General features: G+C 63.8%; 4 protein-coding genes. All 4 read left to right on the top strand.

The genetic code is table 11. The features are described from left to right. Positions 1-14: 14 nt before the first annotated feature. From CDUR_RS00215 to CDUR_RS00200, 4 genes are read left to right on the top strand one after another with little or no spacing between them, the layout of a single operon-like run. Complete coding sequence (locus CDUR_RS00215; protein WP_179418536.1) at positions 15-3,587, top strand: non-ribosomal peptide synthetase; 3,573 nt, start codon at positions 15-17, stop codon at positions 3,585-3,587. Further along, a complete protein-coding gene (locus CDUR_RS00210; protein WP_179418535.1) occupies positions 3,588-4,772 on the top strand; it encodes a GNAT family N-acetyltransferase in 1,185 nt (394 codons plus the stop codon). Further along, positions 4,765-18,738 carry a non-ribosomal peptide synthetase gene (locus CDUR_RS00205; protein WP_179418534.1) on the top strand — a complete coding sequence of 4,658 codons (13,974 nt, stop codon included), beginning with the start codon at positions 4,765-4,767 and terminating at the stop codon, positions 18,736-18,738. The genes CDUR_RS00210 and CDUR_RS00205 overlap by 8 nt, the downstream gene beginning before the upstream one ends. Continuing rightward, complete coding sequence (locus CDUR_RS00200; protein ID WP_179418533.1) at positions 18,731-23,230, top strand: condensation domain-containing protein; 4,500 nt, start codon at positions 18,731-18,733, stop codon at positions 23,228-23,230. Before CDUR_RS00205 ends, CDUR_RS00200 begins: the two co-directional genes overlap by 8 nt. Positions 23,231-23,390: the final 160 nt, after the last annotated feature.

Here is a 23,390-nt window from a genome sequence, read left to right as displayed (position 1 = left end):
GATCGGATGGAGACATGGGAATTAGCAATCGTCCAGCTGTTGATACATCACAACCCCCAATCACAGCGGACGATGTGATAGAAGAGCTACAGAACCTTCTCCCCAACACCTCCATCCGCCCAGACTCTGATCTTTTTTCCGTCGGCTTTGACTCCCTGCGCATCATGCGGTTCGCAGGGTTGTGCAGAAAAGCTGGCTTTGACATTTCTTTCGCGGATTTCCTGGAAAAGCCAGAACCCGCAGCCTGGGCTGAGCTGCTGAACAACCATGCGCCCAGCACTCAAGCCCCAAGCGTAACGACGCCCAGTACCGCCCCCGAAGCTGCCACGCCTGCTGACAACAGCGGCACCAGCAGCACCAGCGACGATGCCTCCCCATTCCGGTTGGCTCCCTTGCAACACGCCTATTGGGCGGGCGGCTACGACACCGACAAGCTGGGCGGGGTGTCGGCGCACCTCTACGTGGAACTAGACGGCCCCGACCATGAACCGGATACCCTGCAGGCAGCACTGGATACTGTGGTCGCACGGCACGACATGCTCAGGGTGAAAATCCTGAACGACGGCACGCAGAAAGTGCAGGCACAGCCTGACACCCCGATATTTAGTTCGCTGGATCTACGCGACACCAACGATGTCACCGTCGCCGCGACACTGGAGGATATTCGCTCAGAGATGAGCGGCCAGCGTGCGGCAGCTGACCTGGGCCGGATGATTGATGTTCGCCTCACCCGCCTCCCCGGTGGGCGTGCACGCCTGCACGTGGATTTTGACATGCTGGCTGGCGACGCCATGAGCTACCGCATCGTCCTGGATGACCTCGCCGCCGTGCTCACTGGCGAAGAGCTTGCCCCCATTAGCAGCAGTTTCCGCGAGTATCTTGATGCCCCGGAGGTCACGTCCCTGAGGAACCGAGAACGAGATCAACAGTGGTGGGCGGAGCAATTGGCAACTCTGCCGGATCCTCCTAAACTCCCCACCTATACCGGTGTGCCCGCACATTCAGTGCGCCCGCAGCGTCGGCATTTGTTCCTGGATGAGCGGCAGCGCGCCGCGCTTGAGCACCATGCGCAGGATAACGGTGTGACTCCCGCGGCCTGCCTGGCGACTGCTTTTGCAGAGGCCATTGGTTCTTTCACCACCGAATCGCGTTTCCTGTTGAACGTGCCGCTGTTCCACCGGCAGCAGATCCTCCCCGATATTGACCGTGTGGTCGGAGATTTCAGTTCCTCAGTGCTGGTGACCGTCGATGTCTCCCAGGAGCAGACGGTGCTGGATCGTATCCGTGCCGTCTCGGAAAGTATGCACGGCAGCATGCGGCATTCGGACTGGTCAGCGCTTGATATTTTGCGCGATATGAGCCGTAGTCGCGGCAGTCAGGTGATCGCCCCGATTGTGTACACCTCGGCGGTGGGTTTGGGGGAATTGTTCTCTGCTCGGGTGCGCTCGGTGTTTGGCGATCCAGTGTGGATCCTTTCGGAAGGCCCCCAGGTTCTCCTTGATGCGCAGGTCACGGAACTGGATGGTGGTTTCCTGGCCAACTGGGATGTTCGCGAAGGAATGTTCCTTCCGGGCATGGTAGATGCCATGTTTGAGTCGTACCGCGCCAATGTTGATCTGCTGGTGCAGGACGCGGAATGGGCATCAGCACCGTTCCCCAGTGCCGTTCCGGAAGAGCAGAATCAGGCTCGGCGCGATACGGAAACCACAGCCCCACTCCCTGAGGACGCCCTGCTACACCGACGTTTCTTCGACCTTGCTGACACACATCCTGACCGACCGGCCGTGTTGTGGGGTGAGCACGGTGTGCGTACCTACGCTGAGCTGCGGGATGATGCGTTGCGCGTCGCGACGTCGTTACGCAAACACGGCGTAGCACCTGGGGATATTGTGGGTGTTCGCATCGCTAAAGGCCCACACCAACTCACCGCGCTGCTGGGCGTGTTGGCGGCGGGTGCGGCGTGGGTGCCGCTGGGTGCGGACCAACCCGCCACGCGCCGGAGCCGCATCCTTGAGCGCGCCGACGCTACTGTGGTGCTGCACGATACGAACGCGCTGTCCGACCCGGATGAGGGGATCACCGGTGTTCTGCTTGACGACGCCCTGACTACCGACCTCCCCGAGGATGCTGCGGCGCAGGCGACCACCCAATCCCCCGACGATGTGGTGTATGTGCTGTTCACGTCCGGTTCCACCGGGGAGCCCAAGGGTGTAGAGCTGACGCATCGTGCCGTCATGAACACCATCAACGCTGTGAACGAGATTGTCGGCCTTACTGCCGACGACCGCACGTTGGGCCTATCGTCCCTGGAATTCGACCTGTCCGTGCATGACATGTTCGGTCCGTTGAACGTCGGCGGAGCCGTAGTGACACTCACCGAGCAGGAACGCCGCGACGCGGAAGCATGGATTGGTTTAATGACGCGGCACCATGTGACCCAGCTGTATTGCGTCCCACCGCTGCTTGACATGTTGTTGTCTTCAACATCAACAACCCAGCTTGACAAGCTGCGCTGGTGTCTCCTCGGCGGGGACTGGGTCACTCTCGACCTGCCCGGACGCCTAAGGGAACGCGCACCACACTGCCGCTTCGCCGGACTCGGTGGCGCCACCGAAACCGCCATCCACTCGACCTTCTTCGAGGTTACGGACCCAGAAGCCATCGATCCGATATGGGGATCGGTACCCTTTGGCAGCCCACTGCCCAACATGCATGCCCGCATCGTTGATGATGCAGGACGCATCAGACCTGACTTCGCGCCCGGTGAATACCTGGTGTCTGGACCTGGCATTGCCCGTGGTTACCGCCACGATGCCGAAATGACGGACCGTAAATTCCCCACCATTGATGGGGCACGCTGGTACCGCACCAACGATCTTGCGCGCTACCTTCCCGGCGGATGCATTGAATTCCTGGGCCGCCGAGATGACCAGGTGAAAATCCGGGGCTACCGCATCGAAATTGGCGAGGTTGAGGCGGCGCTCCGCCAGGCCCCGGGTGTGCACAGCTGCGTGGCTGTGGTGTCGCGCCCCGCTGGTGGTCCGCGGGATGGTTCCGCCCATTTGGGTGCCGTCATCGCCGCTGGCAGCAACCCTGCGCCGGACCTGGAAGAGCAGGTACGAGCGTTCCTCGGCGAGACGCTACCGCCCTACATGATTCCCGACCTCATGGTGATCGTAGAGGCCATTCCGGTGAACAAGAACGGCAAGTCAGACCGGGAGTACTGCGCCCAGCTCATCGACACTGCCCGGCGCGACACGGTGCAGCAGTCTGCGTCGGAGCCACCCACCCCTGGCACGTTGGAGCACCTGGTGGCAGGCGTGTTTGCCGAGGTCATTGGCGTTCCCGAGTCTGTCATTGGCCTGGATGATGATTTCATTCAGGTGGGCGGGGATTCGGTTCTGACCACCAAGGCCGCCTCTGTGCTGCGTGATGTGCTGGACGATCCGAGCCTCCCGGCGGTGTTGTTGTTCGAGTCAAGGACACCGCGGAGTGTCGCGGCGTCGTTACGCGAGGTAGAGGCCGAGCCGGGGTTGTTTGACCGGACTGCGGCGATTGTGTATGAGCTCGACAACGAAGGTCTGTGAATGTCTGCTGAGGATAATGCGAATATTGTGCGTTTGTGGGCGGCAGAGACGCATGTGCTGCCGCCGGTGGAGCGGGGGACGTCGACACGTGTGGTGACCCCACCGTTGTTTGTGGCCGCTGACCAGCGAGATGCTGCGGCGTTGTCTTTCCAGTGGTCAGTGCCGCAGGTGGGGCTGCCCACAGTGGATGAGGTAAGCCTGGTGGACCCTGCTGACGAGTCGGGTCGGCAGGTGCCGGTGTCTGATCCGGCGGAATTGTTGGCGTTATTGCAGCGTGTCGCGGCATTCAGGGCTGGCCGAGACACCCCTGATAACCCGGATCTGGAGGCCGTTGGGCACGCTCATGAGGCGCTTGTTGATGTGTTGAGCAGCACCGAAAGCGCTTCTGACAATACTCCCGCAGCAAGCACCCCTGCTGAGCCCGCCGATGGCTCAGTGGAGGGCCACACGCCGGGCGCGTGGCTGGAGGCTGATTCCTTCTTTTTCCCCACATTGCGGGGCCGGGACACGCTGAATCACAGCGGCCCGACGGGTACAACGTGGCTGGCCGCTGCCGGTTTTGGTGGCCCGAAGGATGACATGCCGGAGCTTTCTCTGGATGGGCTTGATCTTCCAGGGAAGATGGCGGGTGCTGTGGAGTTTGAGGGCTGTGAGCTTCGTGAAGCCCACGGCCCAGCCGATGCGGAGCGCATCGCGGAGTGGATGCAGTCAGAGTTGCTGTACACGTTCCGGCAGCCGTGGTCCGTGGAACGCTGGGAGGAGGAGCTGGACCTGCTGAACAGCCAGCCGTTCACCCAGCCCTATATTTTGAGCGCGGAAGGTGCCCCCATTGGTTACATTGAGGTGTACCGCCCCGCGCACATGAGCATCGGGGCGTCGCGACCCACCGACCCGCGTACGGTGGGGATCCACATCGGCGTTGCCGATACATCGCGGGTGGGCAAAGGCATGGGCCGTGACCTCGTGACACTATTTGGGGTGGCGGCGCTGCTGGGGGATAAAACGCTGTTTTCCCACGCGCTGGGGGAACCAAACCTTTTGAACAATGCCGCACGGGGAGCGGCGAAACACACCATGGGTGGCGAGGTCGCACAGTTGGCGTTTCCGCATAAATGCGCCGCGTTGCTGAGCTCGGCACCAACAGTTTTATCAGCAGTTATATCAGCGAGGGCACAATATGAGTGATGCAGTATCGGATCGTCGTCGGGAGCTGCTGCGGGCGCGGCTCCGCGCGGAAGGGTTTAAACAGGAGTCGGCGGATCAGGCTGCCAATACTCAGGTGGGTGATTCCGGCACTGTCACCGACCAGCGCATTTTAGGCAGGCTCATTGCAAACGCCGGGGCGGCAGGCATGCTGACTTGGGCGTTTCCCATTCCTGAGGATGCCGCAACTCAGGCTCGGATACGCGACGCCATCATTGCTGTGGCGCAGCACCGGCCGGACCTCAGGACTACGGTCTCTGCCGACGACACCGGCGGGCTGCAGCGCACTGTCCTTACCGCAGACACCGTGGTCACCCCCTCCTCCGATTCCGCGGAACCCACGGAGGTGGATGCGCTTGCCGCCACCCCCATCGATCCCACGTCCGAACCCCCACTTCGCGCACGTTTCCTGCACACTCCCGACGGCACGATGCTGGTTGTGAGCACCCATCACGTTGCCGCTGATGAGCACACGTGGGTGCTGCTACTGCGCGACATCAATGCCGAGATTGCCTCCCCGGGTGCGCTGTCCGCCCAACCCACGCCCCCGCGTAGCGACGCCACGACGGCCCAGGTAGCCACAGCGACCGAACGCCGACTCACCGCCGTGCGCCCCGCAACCCACGACGTGGACGGTGAACCCACGCCTCAGCCCGACCCCTTCGCCGCTGAGCGCACCACCACCGCCGACAACACTGCTGACAGGATTACCCTGCCGGTACCCCAGGACTGGGTTCAGGCTGTTCAGGACCGTGCCAAGGCAGACAACACCACCGTCCTATCGGTGCTTATCGACGCCGCGGCACACGTCATCGCCCGGCGCGCCGGCGCTGCACACGATGCCACGGTGGTAGTGGGAACCCCGACGGATGTGCGCGACGCCCTGGGTGGAGACGCCGCCGAATCGGATGGCGACCGCGTATCCGTGGTGCCGTGTCCGATTCCGGTAGGGTCGTCCCTCTCTGATGTTGCTGCCGCCGTGCGGGCCGCCAGCGCGGATCGTTGCGCTGGTCTGGACGATGTGATCCGGGCTGCGGGATTGCCACACATTCCGGGCAGGTCGCCGCTTGTGGACGTGGTGGTTACGCATCGTGCGGGAACCCGCGACCTTGTTATTGACGGCGAGCCGTCAGTGGGCGTGTTTGTGCATTCCGGTGCAGCGCCGTTTGATGCGGTGCTGTCCTTGGAGGAATCTGAACAGGATGCCCAACTGACGCTGGAATTCCGACACGCGGCCCTGCGCCCGACAACAGCACAGCGTGTGCTTGAGGAATGGCGGGATGCGGCCATCCACCCAGCTCAGGGCACGGAAGTACCAGACCTGCCTGAGGTAGCCACCACTGCACAGGATGTGGTACGTGCTGTGGCATCGCATGCAGCAACCACTCCCGATGCCGTGGCCGTGGAGGATGGGACCACCACCCTCACGTACGCCCAACTCAACGCGTCGGCGGCCACCCTTGCCAAGCACATCACCGCACAGGGGGCACAGCCCGGTGATGTGGTGGCGTTGCGGCTATCGCGCGGCGTCGGTATTCCTGTCGCCCTGCTTGCGGCGCTGCGGGCGGGAACGCCTTTTGTGGCGATTGACCCGAACCACCCGGCGGAGCGTTCCCGCATGATCCTGGACGCGGCCAATCCCGCACTGATCATTGACGATTCCGACGTGGCCACAGTCCTCGCCAGCCCTGTCGATGCACCCCAAGTACCTGACTGGTCGCAGGCGCATCCCGCCTACCTGGTATTCACCTCCGGGACCACAGGCACCCCGAAGGGCATTGTGATTCCCCGTTCCGGCCTGGATGCTGTGCTGGGATCCATGCAGGACACTCTCCAGCTCACGGCGGATGACACCTACCTGGCTGCCTCCACACTCGGCTTTGACATCTCCATTGTGGAAAACCTGCTTCCTCTCCTCGCTGGGGCAACGGTGCACGTGGCACCCGCCGATTTTTCCATTGACATTGACGCAGCCTGCGCGCTGCTGCACCGAGTACGTCCCACCGTCATGGAAGCCACCCCGTCGCTGTGGGCGGAAATCGTGCACCAGGATCCGCAGGCGGTGCGGGGAATCCGCGCCTGCGCTGGTGGGGAGGCACTTCCCCACACCCTGGTGACCACGCTGCGTGCCGCCGGTGCGGACGTGTTCAACCTGTACGGCCCCAGTGAAGCCGCCATCGTGGCCACATCGCACCACGTCACCGGCGATGGCACACCGCCTTTGGGCACCACTCTGCCCAGCGTCGGCGGAGACGTTCTCGGGGCAGCCCTCACCGCCACTCCTGATGGTGCACTCGGCGAACTGTATCTCTCTGGACCGCACCTGGGCTACGGCTACCTTGGCGACCCAGCGCTGACCGCACTCACCTTCGTGGCCGCGCCGGGTGGGCAGCGCCGATACCGGACGGGTGACCTGGTGGCACGGGACGTCGATACGCGTGACCTCATGTACCTTGGCCGCGCCGACGAACAGTTGTCGCTGCATGGCCTACGTATCGAACGCGGCGAGATAGAGGCCGCGCTGGCAGCGGCACCGGGCGTGACAGCAGCGGCGGTACGGGTGGATACCACGGCGGAAACCCCGACGATCATTGGTTATGTGGTGCTCGCCGACGCTCAGGACGATAGCGTGGCGGCAATACAGGCCGCTGTGGCCGATGCCTTGCCAAGCGCCGCCCGCCCCAACGCAATCGTCGTGGTAAATGAGTTTCCGCGCACCCCCACCGGCAAAATTGACCGCGCGCGCCTACCACTGCCAGAGGATACCGGCAGCCACCAGCATCGCGTGGCAGACACTCCAGAGGAACACGCCGTTGTGCAGGCCGTTCAGGACGTGCTGGAGCTTGATAACACCCCGTCCATCGACGCTGATTTCCGGGCGCTTGGCGGGCATTCGCTCCTTGCGCACCGACTGGCACTCACGCTCAGCACCGCACTCGGGGTGCATGTTCCCGTGCGCGCCGTCATTGAAGAACCCACCCTCGTGGCACTGGCTGAGGCATGCGCGAATCTGCGTGATGCCGATGCCACGGACATAACTGAACAACCTGAACCGCCGCAGGACGCCGAACCCGAGGATGGCCCCATCGAAGCGCTCGCTGGGCAGCGCCGCGTCATTCTTGCCGAGCAACTAGACGGCGAGAATGGTTTGTACACCATTCCGCTGTTCGCCACCGTCACCGGCACCATCGACACCGAGCGCTTATCCGCAGCCCTGACCTCAGTTGTTGCCGCACACCCAGTGCTGCGCAGCAGGCTGAGCATTGACGACGCCGGAATCATCAATGCAACGCTGCTATCCCCAGAAGAAGCGCTGGCACAGCCTATTGCTGTACATCAGCGCACGACCACGCCAGGTAGCCTCGCCACATTCCTTGACGAGCTTGTGCGCACCCCCTTCCCCGCCACCAGCGACCAGCCGCTACAGGCATACGTTGTGCAGGTTGCTGAACAAGGCAACAACAAGGACACCGCGTCAACCGTGCTGGCCCTGCTGTTCCACCATGCGTTTTTTGACGAGTGGAGCCTCCAACCCTTCTTCACAGACCTGGCGCGCGCCTACGACAACGCCGATGCCCTCAACACACACAACGGACCGAGCTTCCACCGCATTCATGCCATCGCCAGCACAACAAACCCTGCTGACGTGGACTTTTGGTCGCTTCGCCAACGCGACACCGCACCCGGCGCGCCCGCTCCCCTGCCGTTCTCCCGGGCGGCCGCCGTCAGCGCCGGAGCGGCAGGAACAGCCTTGGGTGGGCGCGGCCCGGCCATTCACCGCACCGTCACCATCCCCGCGATAGCCGCCGCAAGCCCCGACCCCACGCTCAAAGCCACCGCTGGTGACGTGGTCAAAGCCGCCGTGCTGTTGTTCCTTGAGCGCGCCGGGGCCGACTCCGCCGTGGGTATTCCCGTGTCTGGTCGGCATCACCCGGAGCTACTTGACGTCGTGGGGTACCTGGGCAACACCCTGCCGGTCACTGTTGATCGCGCCGGGGATGCCGCTGTGTCCTTCAGCCATGACCTTGACACAAGGAAGCTGATTGAAGCGGTTCACCACGAAGTTTTGGACGTGGCGGAGCATTCCAGCATCCCCATTGAGGAGCTGTCCGGCACCGCGCCATTCCAGGTGATTGTGGACCACCGCGTCGGAGCGCCGCAGGTCCCCGCCACCGCCGACTGGAGCAGTGAACTCCTGCCCGTGGTGCCGCCGCTACCGAAATTCCCGGTCACCATTGTGCACACGGAGCTTCCCGAGGTAGATGGCGCCACCACGCACCGCATTGACGTGCTCTTTTCCGGCGACTACTTCGAGCAGCGTGGCGCGGACGCCTTCGTGGAAGCGCTCCAACACACCATCATGGGTGTCGCGCAGGCCCACGCCACCCCGCAAGGACAGTCAGACACCTCCACCACCCTGGGCGCTATTGCGCTCAGTCCTGAGACCCACAGTACCGAAACCCGCAGCACCGAACCGGAAACGGCGGGTGAACGAGGCGTCGATACGCAGACCGATACCCAGCCTGACCTGCGGGATATGACCATCCCCGAGCTGATCGACCGCCAGCTGACGGAACACCAGGACGAGCCCATGCTCTCCACCGTGGGTGTGACCCTGACGGGCGCGGAAGTGCAGCAGCACATGCGTGGGCTTGCGGCGCGGATCAGCGCGGCGTACGACGGTATAACCGCTGGTCGCATGGTGGCCATCCACCAACCCACCCGCTTCGACGAAGTGCTCACCATCCTGGGTGTCATGGCCTCCGGGGCGGCGTTTACCGTGCTCAGGCCGGATGACCCGGCCGACCGTCTTGCGGCAATCCTGGCTGACGCGAATGTGTCACTGATCATCTCCAGCGACCCCGATAAACTCCCCGCAGGTCATCCGCCTGTGCTACCGGACTCCCAGGACAGCCTGGGCATATCGCAGGAACTTGCCGCCCCCGCCCCCCAGCGCAACCCGAACTATCCCGCCTACATGGTGTTCACCTCTGGGACAACGGGACGCCCGAAAGGCGTGCTGGTGGATCAGCGCGCCATGTCCGGTCTGAACGGCCTGATCTTCGACCTGTTGAGTGCCACCAGCAGCACCGACCCGAACAACGCGGCCTTCCGCCCGCGCTTGGTGTCCATTGCACCCATGTCCTTTGACGTGGGATTGCTGGAGGTCATTGCCACGTTCTGTACCGGCGGGCATTTGTATGTCGCCCACGACATGGAACGCGTTGGTCCTCCTCTCGCGGAGGCCGTGCGCAGGCACCGTGCCACGCACTTCGCCTCCACCCCCACCGTGCTGGGATTCCTCGGTGACCCCAGCTCCATTTCCGAGGACGTGCAGGTCTTCTCCGGTGCCGAGCCACTGCCCGCCGATTTGGCGGAACGGTGGTGCGCGCGGCATCGCCTGATCAACCTCTACGGCCCGACGGAAGTCACCGTCAACGCCATCCACGGCTTCATCACACCCGACCCCACCAGCAGCGCGATCCCCATTGGTGTGGCCGACCCGCATGTCACGGCCGTGGTGTTGGACAGCGCCCTGCAACCCACCCCCATCGGTATGGTGGGCGAATTGTGGCTAGCGGGCGACAAACTCGCCGTGGGATACCCGGCCATGCCGGGCACTACCGCTTCCGTGTTTGTCGCGGCCCCCGATCACCTTGGGCTTCCACCCGGCTCGCGCATGTACCGCACCGGCGACCTGGCGGTACTCCGGCCCGATGGCCAGTTCCTGTGCCTCGGCCGCGTGGACGATCAGATGAAAATCCGTGGGCTGCGCATCGAGCCTGCGGAAATTGAAACCGCGCTGCGTGCCGACTCCCGCGTTGACGGTGCCCGCGTGGTTCATGTCCCAGGTTCGCGGATCGGCAGCGATCGCGACATTCTCGCCGCCGCTGTCGTGCCCACCGAGGGAACCTTGTCCGCAGCAAGCCTCGCCGACATTCGCCACCAGCTGGCATCCCAGCTGCCTAGACACCTCGTTCCGCAGCGCATTGTGCAGGTCCCCGGCCTGCCGGTCACACCCAACGGCAAGGCCGACCGCGCCACCACCTTGTTGATGGTGCTGGACGCCCTGTCCAAGGCCCCCGACGAGGTTGAAACATCCAGCACGGAACAAGCATCCCATGCGGAACCTGCAGCGGAGCCCGCTGCCCCGGTATCGCCACAGTTCCAGGCGCTTGCCGAGGAAGTGGCCATCCTGCTGGACACCGATCCCCGAAGCATCCGTGAAGACGATGACTTCCTGGAACTCGGCGGCGACAGCATCCTGGCCCTGCAACTCATCGCAAAGCTCAAGGACCGCGGCTGGGTCACCGCTGCCCGCGACATTTTCGATGCCCGCACACTCGGCGACCTCGCCAGCGCCCTCACCCCAGCCGATGGCACTAGCGGTACCGACGACGCTGAGGCAGAGCCCGTCGCACCCATCGAACCACCCTCCGACCTGGGAACCTTCGCCCCCATCCGCGTCGCCGCCGAACACCTCGCCGACGCCCCCGACAGTGTTTTCGCACAAAGCATGTTGCTCACCATGCTTGAACCTGTCAGCGGACACGGCTCGGCGCTTGTCGACGCCCTGGTGGCCCGGCACCCCGCATTCCGCACCCGCGTCACCGACACCGGCGAGTGTGAAACCCTGGCCGAGGGCCAGTCGTACTTCGATACCGAGACCACCACACTCACAGGGGACACGGCCACTGAGGATCTAGCGCAGCTACGTCACCGCCTAGCCGAGAATCTTGATGTGCGCGCCGGAGTGCTCCTTGCTGGTGCGGAAGTATCCACGGACTCAGGACCGATGTTGCTGCTGGTCGCGCACCATATGGCGGTGGATGCGGCAAGCTGGATGCAGATCATTGGCGATATGCGGCAGATGGTCATTGCCACGATGAGTGGTCGTGAACTGCCGGAGCCGGAGGGGACGTCGCCACGCGCAGGTTCCCTGATGGTACGCGGAGCCGACGCCCCACCCCAGCCCGAACTGCGGGCACGTATCGCTGCGGGCGAGGTGAGCCCTGACGACGTCGCCGCAACGGCCGCGGTGGATACGTTTACTGTGGCAGGAGACACGGCGGACGAGCTCATCGAGCGTCACGGCCACGGCGGCACGCTACGGGACGCCCTGATGTCCGCACTGGCGCAGGCGGTCCGGGCCACCGATCCGTGGGGACCACACCTAGTCACCCTTGATGTGGAGGACCATGGGCGCGATGACGTCATTGACCCCCGCTCTGTGGGCTGGTGGACGCAGGTGTTCACCGTGGTTGATGATGGTGATTCCCTCCGCGAATTGCCCCCAGCGCAGCGCGGCGTTGCTGCTGGTGAACGCTCGGATATTTTGTTTAATCATTTGGGTGGCATGTTCACCACGGGCGAGGATTCATCCCCGGTGGGGTTCGTGCCGTCGCCGGTTCCTGAACTACCGGCATTGGATACGGTTGTCGGCGACGATGTTCCCCTGCGTAATCCCCTGTCAGTGACTTCGGTAGTCACTGCCGAACAGGCAATCCAGGTGATGTTTATTCGCGGCACGCGGTTGGTTTCTGAAGAGACTGCACGGCAGCTGCGAGAGGAATTCCTGGCCGCACTGGAACGTCAGGTTGGTGCACAGGGTGGGGATGCACGCGGCGTTGATACGCGTGCACAAACCTATACCCTGCCGGTGACCCCCACGCAGGAAGGCATGTTCTACCTGGAGGAGCAGGGTGACCCGGGAGTTGCTGCGTATCTAACCAGGATGACGTTCACGCTGGATGGCGCGCTGGATTCTGAGCGTGTGTTGCAGGCGTGGTCGCGGTTGGCGGACCGTCACCCGATTCTGCGGGCGTATTTCACCCGGAATGCTGATGGGTCGGTTGTGGCCACTGTTGATCCCGCGTTGGAGTTGGACGCCCGCTACGATGAAACGTTTACCGAGGTCGATATGCTGCGCCCGTTCGATGTGACGGCTGGCCCGTTGACCCGGTTGCGGATGAAGCAGGTGGACACTGCCCACGCTGATGCTCCGCAACGTCACATCGTTGACGTGGTGTTCCACCACATTGTGGCCGACGGCTGGTCGGCTCCGCTGCTGATCAGGGACTTCTTCACGCTGATGGATCCGGATCAGGATCTGGTTGTGGTTGATCCCCTGCCCTCGCTGTTGGCGGTGCGGCAGTCCACGAGTCCACTGTCGGCATGGCGGAAACCCCTGCGTGCTGCGCAGCCAACTATGCTTGCCGCCGGCGGACGCGATCAGGGTACCCGAACAGAACTGAGGTTGACTTTTGATGCAACAACCTCGGAGGCTCTGACCACCACGGCGCAGCGCGAACATGTGACCGTTGCGGCGCTGATTCACGGCGCCTGGGCGCGCGTGCTGTCCGAACTCACCGGTCAAACACGCGTGACCTTCGGTTCCGTGGTGTCCGGCAGGCCATTGGACGCCCCCGGCGCGCAGGAGGCTGTGGGTCTATACGCCACCACCATTCCCGTCGCTGTCACCGCCGACTCCCCTCTGTATGCGGCGCGTTCCGCCTCGCAGTTGTTACTGCTCGGTGCGGAAAACCCGCCGTCACTGGCGGATGCGCAACGGCTGGTGGAACATGGCGACGCCAGCGGCGCCGATGCACCTGGCGACCTGTTTGATTCCCTCATGGTGGTGGAAAATTATCCCCTTGACCAGGCTGCATTGCTGGCCCCGCTGGATGGGGTGACTGTGTCGGACTTGTCGTTCCAGGATGGGACGCACTACCCGGTGATGGTGGTGGCGCATAGTGCGGATCGGCAGGTGTCGTTGCGCATTGCCGTGGCTGACGGTGTGGAGCTTGTTGGCGGGGCAACCACAGATGATCTTCTCGCGCATCTGGAACGGCACCTTCGCAGTATTGCCGGCCTGCCGCTGCTAGCGGACCAGGTCGCTGGCTTACCGATGGTGTCCGCTACTCAGCGCCTATCCGCCGCCGACACCGATGACATCATCAACACCTATGCGTGGGCGCTTCGGGACCGTGGTGTCGGCCCCGGCGATACGGTTGCTGTTGCCCTACCCCGTGGGGTGGAGCAGGTGTGCGCCACCCTTGCCGTCTGGCTGGTCGGTGCCGCAACCATGCCCATTGAGGTGAATTCGACTGGCATCATGACGGCGCGCGCCGCCGCGATTGTAGGCCGCGCGAACCCCACTGTGGTCGTTGATTCCGCGCTGCTTGCGGAGCTAGCCGCCACCGACTCTGCTTCCCGACGCTTCACGCCCGCCGACCGCACCAGGCGGTTAACGCGTGACGACGCCGCGTACATCATTCACACCTCGGGAACCACCGGCGTCCCCAAAGGCGTGGTAGTGCCGTGGCAGGTGATGGAGGATTTGATCCACTGGCAGACCGCCACCGGAATCATCCCGTCGGGTGCGACGCTGGCGCACTATGCGCCGGACCAGTTTGACGTATCCATGCAGGAGCTTCTTACCGCCGTGGCTGGGCGGCATGCCCTTGTGGTGGTGGCCGAGGAACAACGCCAGGACATGTCTGCGCTGGCACGCTTCCTGGATTCCCAGGGTGTTGATGTGCTGTTTGCCACGAACGTGGTGTTAAACGCGCTCGCCCGTGAGTACGCCCGCAGCGGAAAGCCAAGCGTGAGTGTTCTAGTCCAGGCCGGGGAGGCTTTGCAGCCCGGCGCGGATCTGCGTGCCTGGTGTTCCTCCCCGGACGGCCCGGCACTGTATAACCAGTACGGCCCCACGGAAACGCATGTGGTGCTGGCCACCGGCAACCTGTCGGCGGATTCCGCAGCACTCGCAGCACCGTCCTTGGGTACCCCGTTGCCGCATGTCCAGGCGTTGGTGCTGGATGAGCAGTTGCAGCCCGTCCCCGATGGTGAACCTGGCGAGTTGTACATCGCTGGGGCGCTGGCTGACGGGTACCTTGATGACCCAGAACTCACCGCCGAGCGGTTCCCCGCCGGGATTGGTGCGGTGCCGCGGTGTCACCGCACGGGTGACGTGGTGGTGAAGAACCCGGATGGTTCTTTTGAGTATCGTGGGCGCGCCGATGATCAGATGAAGGTTAGGGGTGTTCGTATCGCCCCCGCCGAGGTTGTTGCCATCGCCCAGGCTGTTGCCGGTGTTGCGGAGGCTGCGGCGTGTGAGGTGGATGGCGTGTTGTGTCTGGCCGTGGTTGCCGGAGCAGACGCCCCCGATGCTGTTATTGCTGATGATGTGCGTGAGCAGTATGCCCAGCTGGTTGGCGGCGGCGATCCCGCCGGGAATAACGCTCTTGTGCCAGAACGGGTGCTGGTGGTCCCAGAACTACCAGTGACAGCTAACGGCAAGACTGATATTCGGATGCTGCACTCCTGGTTCCGCGACGGCGCACCGTCTGGCCAGGAGGCAAGCACCACCGCCACGCCTGGAGTGGCCGCCGGTGTGGTGAGCGTCGGGGCGTCGACAAGCGTGGATTTGGTGGCGTCAATCATGGCGGATGTGCTGGCCGAGCAGAACAGCGAACCCACCCGCGTTCATCCCGACGATGACTTCTTGGCGTTGGGCGGGCAAAGCCTGTCCGGCACGCGGCTGAGCGGTCGGCTGAGTTCCGCTCTGGGTACCCCTGTGTCGCTGCGTACGATTCTGGAGCACCGCACCCCGCGCGCCATTGCGGAGGCGGTGGCCGCCGGTGACACAGACACCGGTTTTACTCCCGAGGAGTTTGCCGAGCATTACACGCAGCACACGCCGACGCCGGGTGTCCCTGCGCCGGCCACACCTGCGCAGCGCAGGTTCTGGGCGTTGGCGAAGGTGAATCCGGGCGACATTACCTACCATTTGCCGCTCATGGTCCGGCTGACACCGGAAGGGCAGGGCGATGCTGACTCCCTGGATGCTCGCACCATGGCTGGGCATGTTCAGCGTGGTGTGGAGCGCCTGGTGCGACGGCATGAGTCGCTACGCACGCTGTTGTCTGGGGATGTTGACGGCCCACAGCAGGTGGTACTTCCCGCTGACGAAGCGGCCCATCGCCTGACCATCACGGTACTGGCGGATGAGGCGGAGCTGCTGCGGCATCGCGCCACCCCGTTCCGTCTCGACCAAGATGTGCCTATTCGGGCGGCGGTCTGCCCTGATGGGGATAGCGTGCTGTTGTCGCTGGTGATTCACCATTCAGCCTGCGACGGCTGGTCGTTGCCGCTGCTCATGGCTGATTTGGAGGCGGCATGGACTCATGCCGAGGAGGCCGCAGACACTACAGTTGTGGAACCCGCGCCGTCACCCACTGGCATCATCGCCACCTGGCAGGATGCGTGGGAAAGCTCTGGCCAGGAAGCGCGCGACCGGGAGTACTGGCAGGAGCAACTGGCTGACGTGCCCTGCCCCTTGCCGCTTCCCCTGGATCGCCCGCGCAACCCGGAAGGCGCGACGAAGGGCATGTTGGCGTCCTATGCGCTGAGCGATGCGGAGGTGCAGGCCGTGTACGAGGCGGCCCGCACTCTGGATGCCACGCCGTTTATGGTCGTGCATGCCGCCGTGGCTGCGGTGTTGTCACGGCTGGGTTGTGGTGAGGATATTGCGCTGGCCACGCCGGTGTCGGGCCGCCATGGTGGCATGGATGAGGCTGCGGTGGGGTGCTTTGTCAACCTGCTGGTTTTGCGGACATCGCTTGCCGGCAACCCGGATTTCCGGGAGCTGGTGGACCGCATTCGAACCACGAACCTGCAGGCCGCTGAGCACGGTGGCATGCCATTTGACGTGTTGGTTCGGGAGCTCGCTGCGGGCGGCTCGAAGGCTCATCATCCACTAGCAACGGTGGGTATTGGCCTGCAGAACCTGCCGTCCGCATTCCCGGCCCCTGCCGGTGTGACGGCGACGATCCTGCCGGACAATCCCGAGGTGTCCCGCTTTGACATGAACGTGGACGTGTTCTTGGGTTCCGACGACCCGTCCGCCGACCTGCCCGCGCAGCTCGCCATCGAGTTCGATTCGGCGCTGTTTGATGAGGCCACCGTTGCCCGCATCGCCCGCCGCATCAAACGCGTGCTGTTGACCGCTGCCGCCACGCCAGACATCAAGCTGCATGACCTTCCGGTGTTGCTTGACGACGAACGCGCGCACCTGCGCACCACGCACGGCACCGCTGCCCAGCCTACCGAGTCAATCCGGCAGCTGGTTCGCGGCGTTCCTACTGTGGGAAGCGTGCTGGCAACCGACGGCTCGTGGCTGTCTGCCGAGCAGCTTGAACAGCGCGTCACCGCCGTTGCTCGCCTGCTGGTCGCCCACGGCGTGAAACCCGGCGACGTGGTGAGCATTCTGTGCCAACGCACCGTAGGCCAGCTGGTCGCACAGCTGGCGGTGCTGCGCACGGGTGCCGCGTACGCGCCGATTCTTCCCGACACTCCCGCGGAGCGGCTTGCCGCGCAGTTCGCACAATGCGGTGTTCGTGTTGCTCTATGCAGCAACACGGCAGGTCTTGAGGTTCCGGATTCGGTAACGCTGGTGTCTATCGGTGATGATGCGGCGTCGACAATCGGCGAAGCACCCGAGGTTGACCTTCCAGCGGCGGAGAGCATTCCGGCCGATGCCCCTGCCTACGTCCTGTTCACCTCCGGGTCCACGGGAACGCCAAAGGGCGTGCTGGTCTCTCGCGCAAATCTGGAGGCACTACTTGCTGCCACCAACGACTCCGTGCCGCTTACGGATACGGATGTACTGCTGGCGCTGTCGCCCTTCTGCTTCGACGTCACCGGTTGGGAGTATCTGGCACCGATGGCTGCGGGTGCGCGGCTGATCATCGCCAACGACCTGCAGTACCGTGACCCACGCGCCATCGTGACGCTCATGGCCGAGCATGGTGTGACCTGCTGCGAAGCAACCCCCGGCCTGTGGTCCCTCATTGCTGAGGCCGCAGCGGACGAACTTCGCGGTGTGCGTGCCGTCATTTCTGGCGAGGACTTGCCGCAGACCGTAGCCACTGCCGTGGCCGATGCCGGTGCCCAGGTGTGGAACCTGTACGGCCCCACCGAAGCCACCGTGTTCGCCACCGCAGGTGAGCAGAATGCGGGCCCTGTGGATATTGGCCTGCCGCTGCCAGGAGTGGAGATTCGGGTGCTGGATGATTACCTGGTGCCCGTGGCCGACGGTGCGCTGGGTGACCTGTACCTGGTCGGCTCACAGATTGCCTTCGGATATGTCGGTCGCGCGGACCTCACGGCGGCGTCGTTTGTTGCGGATCCACAGGGCACCGGGCGGGTCATGTACCGCACCGGTGATCAGGTTCGCCGTCACGCCGATGGTCGGCTCACCTATTGGGGACGCCGTGACCAGCAAATACAGTTGCGTGGACACCGCGTGGAAATAGGCGAAGTAGTCTCCGCGCTGCTTTCTCTCCCCGAGGTGGCCAAGGCGGCAGCCAAGGTGCTGGAACGCGGCACGGCGAAAACACTGGTGGGATACGTTGTGTTGGAGGACAACTCCGAAGGTACAGCCCCAGATGAGAGCACCCTGCTGCTCGCACTCCGGCGTATCCTTCCCGACTATTCAGTGCCCGCGCAGCTGGTATTCCTACCGGACATGCCGCTTACGGACAACGGAAAAGTCAACGTCGCGGCACTTCCCGACCCGGAACCGGAGGAATGGCAGGAGCCCGAAACGGAGACGGAGAAACTGCTCGCCGGTATTGTTGCCGAGCTTCTGGGCAGCGATGAGCTGCCTGGACGTAACCAAGGGTTCATTTCCCTGGGTGGTGATTCCATCACCGCCATTAGGTTGGCGGCACGGGCCGCTGAGCAGGGACTTCCCATCACCATCCAGGACGTGTTGGTGGCACCCACCATCCACGAACTGGGTGCCATCGCGGATTCCAGGCCACGGCAATCCGACACCACAGCGGAGACTGCGCCCGAGGATCACGCCATGGGTGACCTGTCCGGACTATCCGGTGATGATTTGTCCCGCGTGCTGGGAGCGTTTGGAGATGACAGTGAGTAAAGCAGTTGTTGATGTTCTCGCGGCAACACCGCTGCAGGAGGGGCTGTTGGCCCTGCACCGCCTGAGTTCCGGTGCGGACCCGTACCACGTGCAGTTCGTGTTCCGCATTGACGGCAACCTTGATGAGGCCCTGCTGGCGCGCTGCGCGGATGCAATGCTGGTGCGCTACCCCAACCTGCGTGTTGCGTTTTATGACAAGAACGTGGAACACCCGGTGCAGGTGGTGCCCGCCTCAGCGAAGCTCGACTGGGAGGTGGTGCCGATGACCGCTACCAGCGCGCCAGATGCTGCCACCGATACGGATACCCGCGACGCTCAGGCTGCGGAGTTTGCCGCGTCCGACTTCAGCGAGCCGTTCGATCTGTTCCGCCCTGCCCCATTGCGGCTGAGGCTGCTTCGCTGGGATTCCCACTGCCACCACCTGGTGCTCACAGCGCACCACATTCTGATTGACGGCTGGTCCGCGCCGTTGTTTTTCGCGGAGCTGATTAACCTGTATCGGCACGGTGGCCACGCGGAACTCTTACCCCCTCCCCCGGATTATCGGAAGTATATTGCCTGGCTGCAGCAGAAATCGAAGGAAGAAAGCCTGCAGGTGTGGCGTACTGCGCTGGGCGAGCAGCCAGCCCCCTGCCTTGTCGCTCCTCAGGCCCCCAGTTCCCCCGGGTTGCCACCGGTGGTGTTTGAGGCGCAACTTGACCGCGAACAGACCGAACAGCTGCAGACATGGTGCAGGAAACACGGCGTGACGGTGAGTAACGCGGTGTTGTTCGCGTGGATGATGGTGTTGGGAACACTGACGGATCGCGATGAGGTATTGACGGGCACGGTGGTGTCGGGCCGTCCGGCGGATCTGCCGGGTGCGGAATCCATGATTGGCCTGTTCATCAACACCGTTCCCGCCCGCGCCACGCTGAACCCTCGCGAGGATGCCGCCACGCAGGTGCAGGCGCTTCGCGACACTCTGGTGGCCACCCGCCCTCACGAGCACATCGGCCTGTCCGACATTCAGCGTGCGGCGGGCACCCGCGACCTGTTCGACACCCTGGTTGTGTTCCAGAACACTCCCCTGGGTGCCGCGACAACCGACGACAATTCCGGGCTCAAGGTCACTCCCCTGGCAACCAACGATTCGACGCACTACCCCCTCACCATCGTTCCCGCCCTGGTAGATGGGGTGTTCCGGGTGAAAGTGGAGGCCCGCGCGGATTTGATGGAGGGCACGTTACCTGCGGCCGCCAGTGCGATTGCCTCGGCGATCACGACACTGCTGCGCACATTCCCCACCGCCGATGGACTGCCGTTAGCGCAGGTGGGAAACGGTTTTTCCGCTCCCACAATCCCGTATGCACCGACGGCTGAACCCCGCACCCTGCCGCAGCGTATGAGGAACCTCACGGATGCTAATCCCGATGCCCCAGCACTTGCGGACGCAACAACGCAGCTCACCCGGCGCGATCTTCTCAACCACATCCTGGATATTGCGCGCCTGCTTATCGACGCCCAGCTCACCACCGGTCGGCGCGTGGCTATCCTGCTGCCCCGCACGGTGTCTCAGCCCGCGAGCCTTGTGGCCTGCGCCTGGACGGGTGCGGTGGCTGTGCAGCTGGATGCCTCGGCACCCGATGCGCATAATCAGTCGATTATCGAACAGGCGGGCGTGGATGCCGTACTCACTACTGGCACAACCGCCGCATATGGCGATGTACCTGTACTCACGGTGCCGCCAATAGATACGGCGAATGCGGCGAGCGTCGATAAGCAGCTGGCGCAGGTACCGGACGCGTCGTCGCTGGATGCGCCGCTGTACATGGTGTTTACCTCGGGTTCCACGGGCACCCCGAAGGGCGTGGTGGGTACGCAGCGTGGGTTGTCTGCGCTGATTGCCGCGCATGAGCGGTGGGTGTTGCCGGAGGATCGTCAGTTGACCGTGGGGCATGCCTGGTCCATGGCGTTTGATGCGTCGTGGCAGCCGTTGACGGCGTTGTTTGCGGGACATGCGGTGGCGATTCTGGATGAGCAGCAGCAGCGTGACCCTCAGCTGTACATGGAGGCGTTGCGCACGCACGGGGTGGACATGATCGAGACTTCGCCGACCATGTTTAGCCAGCTTGAGCCGCGCGGCCTGCTGGATGCCACGGATGAGTGGCCGGGTCTGAGCGTGCTGGGCTTGGGTGGCGAGGCGATTGACCCCGCCGTGTGGTCGCGGCTTGCTGCGCGTGAACGCCCAGCGGTGTTTAACTTCTACGGTCCCACCGAGACCACGGTGGATGCAGCGGCGGCACGGCTGTCCGACTACACCACCCCGTGCATTGGCGCGCCGCTTCCTGGCCTGAAAGCCCGGGTGCTGGATCGTTGGTTGCGCCCACTACCAGCGGGTCTGCCCGGCGAATTGTATGTGTCGGGGTCACAGGTGGCGTTGGGCTACAGTGACCGACCCGACCTGACCGCGGGGAGCTTTATTGCCACGACCTCAGGCGAGCGCGCCTACCGGACAGGCGATGTGGTGGTGTTTGATCCGAACGATCAGGCGTTGCGCTACATCGGTCGTGCCGACGACCAGATCAAGATCCGGGGTTTCCGGGTGGAGCCGTCACAGGTGCTGCACGGAGTGCTGGCACTGCCTGGGGTGCGGGACGCACGTGTTCAGGTGGTCACCACCGATGCGGGCCCGCGCCTGATCGCGGTTGTGATTCCCACCGACGATGTGCTGCACAATGCCGTGGACGATCCGGCGGGGACCTCCGCGCGCCTGATCGGGCAGCTGCGCAGCGCTGTGGCAAGCCACCTGATTCCGGCCGCGATTATTCCGGTGCGGGAATTCCCGCTCACCCGGAACGGCAAAATCGATGTCGCCGCACTGCCCAGCATCACCGCCGATGCCGTGGTCACGCCACCAGAAGGTCCGGTGGAGACGCAGCTCGCGGCCACCATCAGTCGGCTGACCGGTGTGCAGGCCATTGACCGCGACGCCGACATTCGCGACCTGGGGCTGGACAGCATTCTGCTCATGCAGCTGTCCTCCGACCTGCAATCACTTGACGACGCCCACCCCGCGCTCAAGCGCCTCACTCCCCGCATGATCCTTGGCAACCCAACCGTCCGGGGCATCGCCGAGCAACTCACTGCTGCGGATAGCGTGAATGCCGCGCCCGATTCCGGAGTGGGAACTTTCCGCGCCATGCCCGTCCAGCAGTGGCTTATCGACGTCGGCGGCGGCAGACGCTTTAGCCAATGGGCACTGCTCAACCTTCCCCAGGGCACGGATCGCACCCATATTGAACAGGCCATTGGGCGGCTCCTGTCCAACCATGGCATGCTGCGCGCCACCGTCAATGCCAACGACGGCACATTCACCATTCCCGCCGAGGTGCCACCTGCGGAGGAATGGTTGAGTGTTGAAGAAGCTGCGGGCGATGACATTGACGTGCTGCGTCAGACCGCCGAGAGTGCCATCAACCTGATCGACCCTATGGCCGGGCGGATGCTGCGGGCCGTGTGGCTCAAACCCCAGCAACAGCTTTTGCTGCTGGTCCACCACCACGCCGTGGACGGAACCTCGTGGCGCGTGCTGATCGGCGAACTCATGAGTGCCACCGGCGGCAGCGAAACAACCTCGTTTGCGCGCTGGGCGGAGCTGATGGAGCGGCGTCGAGAAGCACTAGATACCCAAGCACTTCGCGACACCTGGGCATCCTATGTAGAGCCCCGGGACCGCAGCACGCTGGGCAGTCGCGCCGTGGATCCTGCCATGGACTTGGCGGCCGATGCGCACACCGCGACCTCGCTCACCCCGGCGACGGAGGTGCTGCAGCGTGCCGACGAAGCGGGCAGCGGCACCGGCGGAAGCGTGAGCCTGCGGGAGGTGCTGCTGGCCATGCTGGCGCGCACCCTGCACCGCTGGCGCGGGGTCGGACCGGTGGTTGTGGACCTGGAAGGCCACGGCCGTGATGCCAACATTCTCGACGCCTACGGCCACCCTGGCGATGACCTTTCCCGGACCGCAGGTTGGTTCACCACCATCACGCCGACGCTTCTGCCAGCTGATATGGGCGATGAAAGCATCGGTGCGATGGCGGGGCGTGTGGCGGACTCCATTGCCGCACAACCTAGCAGCCCTGTTGATCACTCCCTGGCCTGCGGGGTGAGTAACGGCCCGGCGGAAATTGAGGTGAACTACCTGGGGCGTCTTGATGCAGGCGCAGGCGGCATATCCGCAGACAGCATTCCCAACGATGCCTGGAGCATCAGCACAGACCACGCCGTCTACGAGGCACTGCCCGAGATGCCCGATCCCGAGCTACCCCGCACCTACGCGCTGGAAGTCACGTTGTCCGTGGTTCCAGGTGAAGCTGGTTCGGGCACTGAGGAAGCTAGTGGGCCGCAGCTCAGCGCACATTTCAACCTGGCCACCGGGGTATTCACCCCGGATGATGCGGAGGCGTTGCGGGCGTGCTGGGAGGAAGTTGCTCAGGGCGTCGTCACGCCTTGAGCTGGCCGTGCGTGAACTGGCGTTATTCCCGGTGGTGGGACAGCCAGTTCGGGCCGGTGAAGGTGAAGCATGTCAGGTTTACTGGAAACAGGTGGAGGAATAGAATTTACCGCCACAATCCAACCTGACACCTAACACTGAGCGCAAAAATCGCGAGATG

Origin of the sequence: Corynebacterium durum, assembly GCF_030408675.1 — a bacterium.
In the GTDB taxonomy this organism is placed as follows: Bacteria; Actinomycetota; Actinomycetes; order Mycobacteriales; family Mycobacteriaceae; genus Corynebacterium; species Corynebacterium durum.
This window is presented reverse-complemented; position numbering and strand designations above follow the sequence as displayed.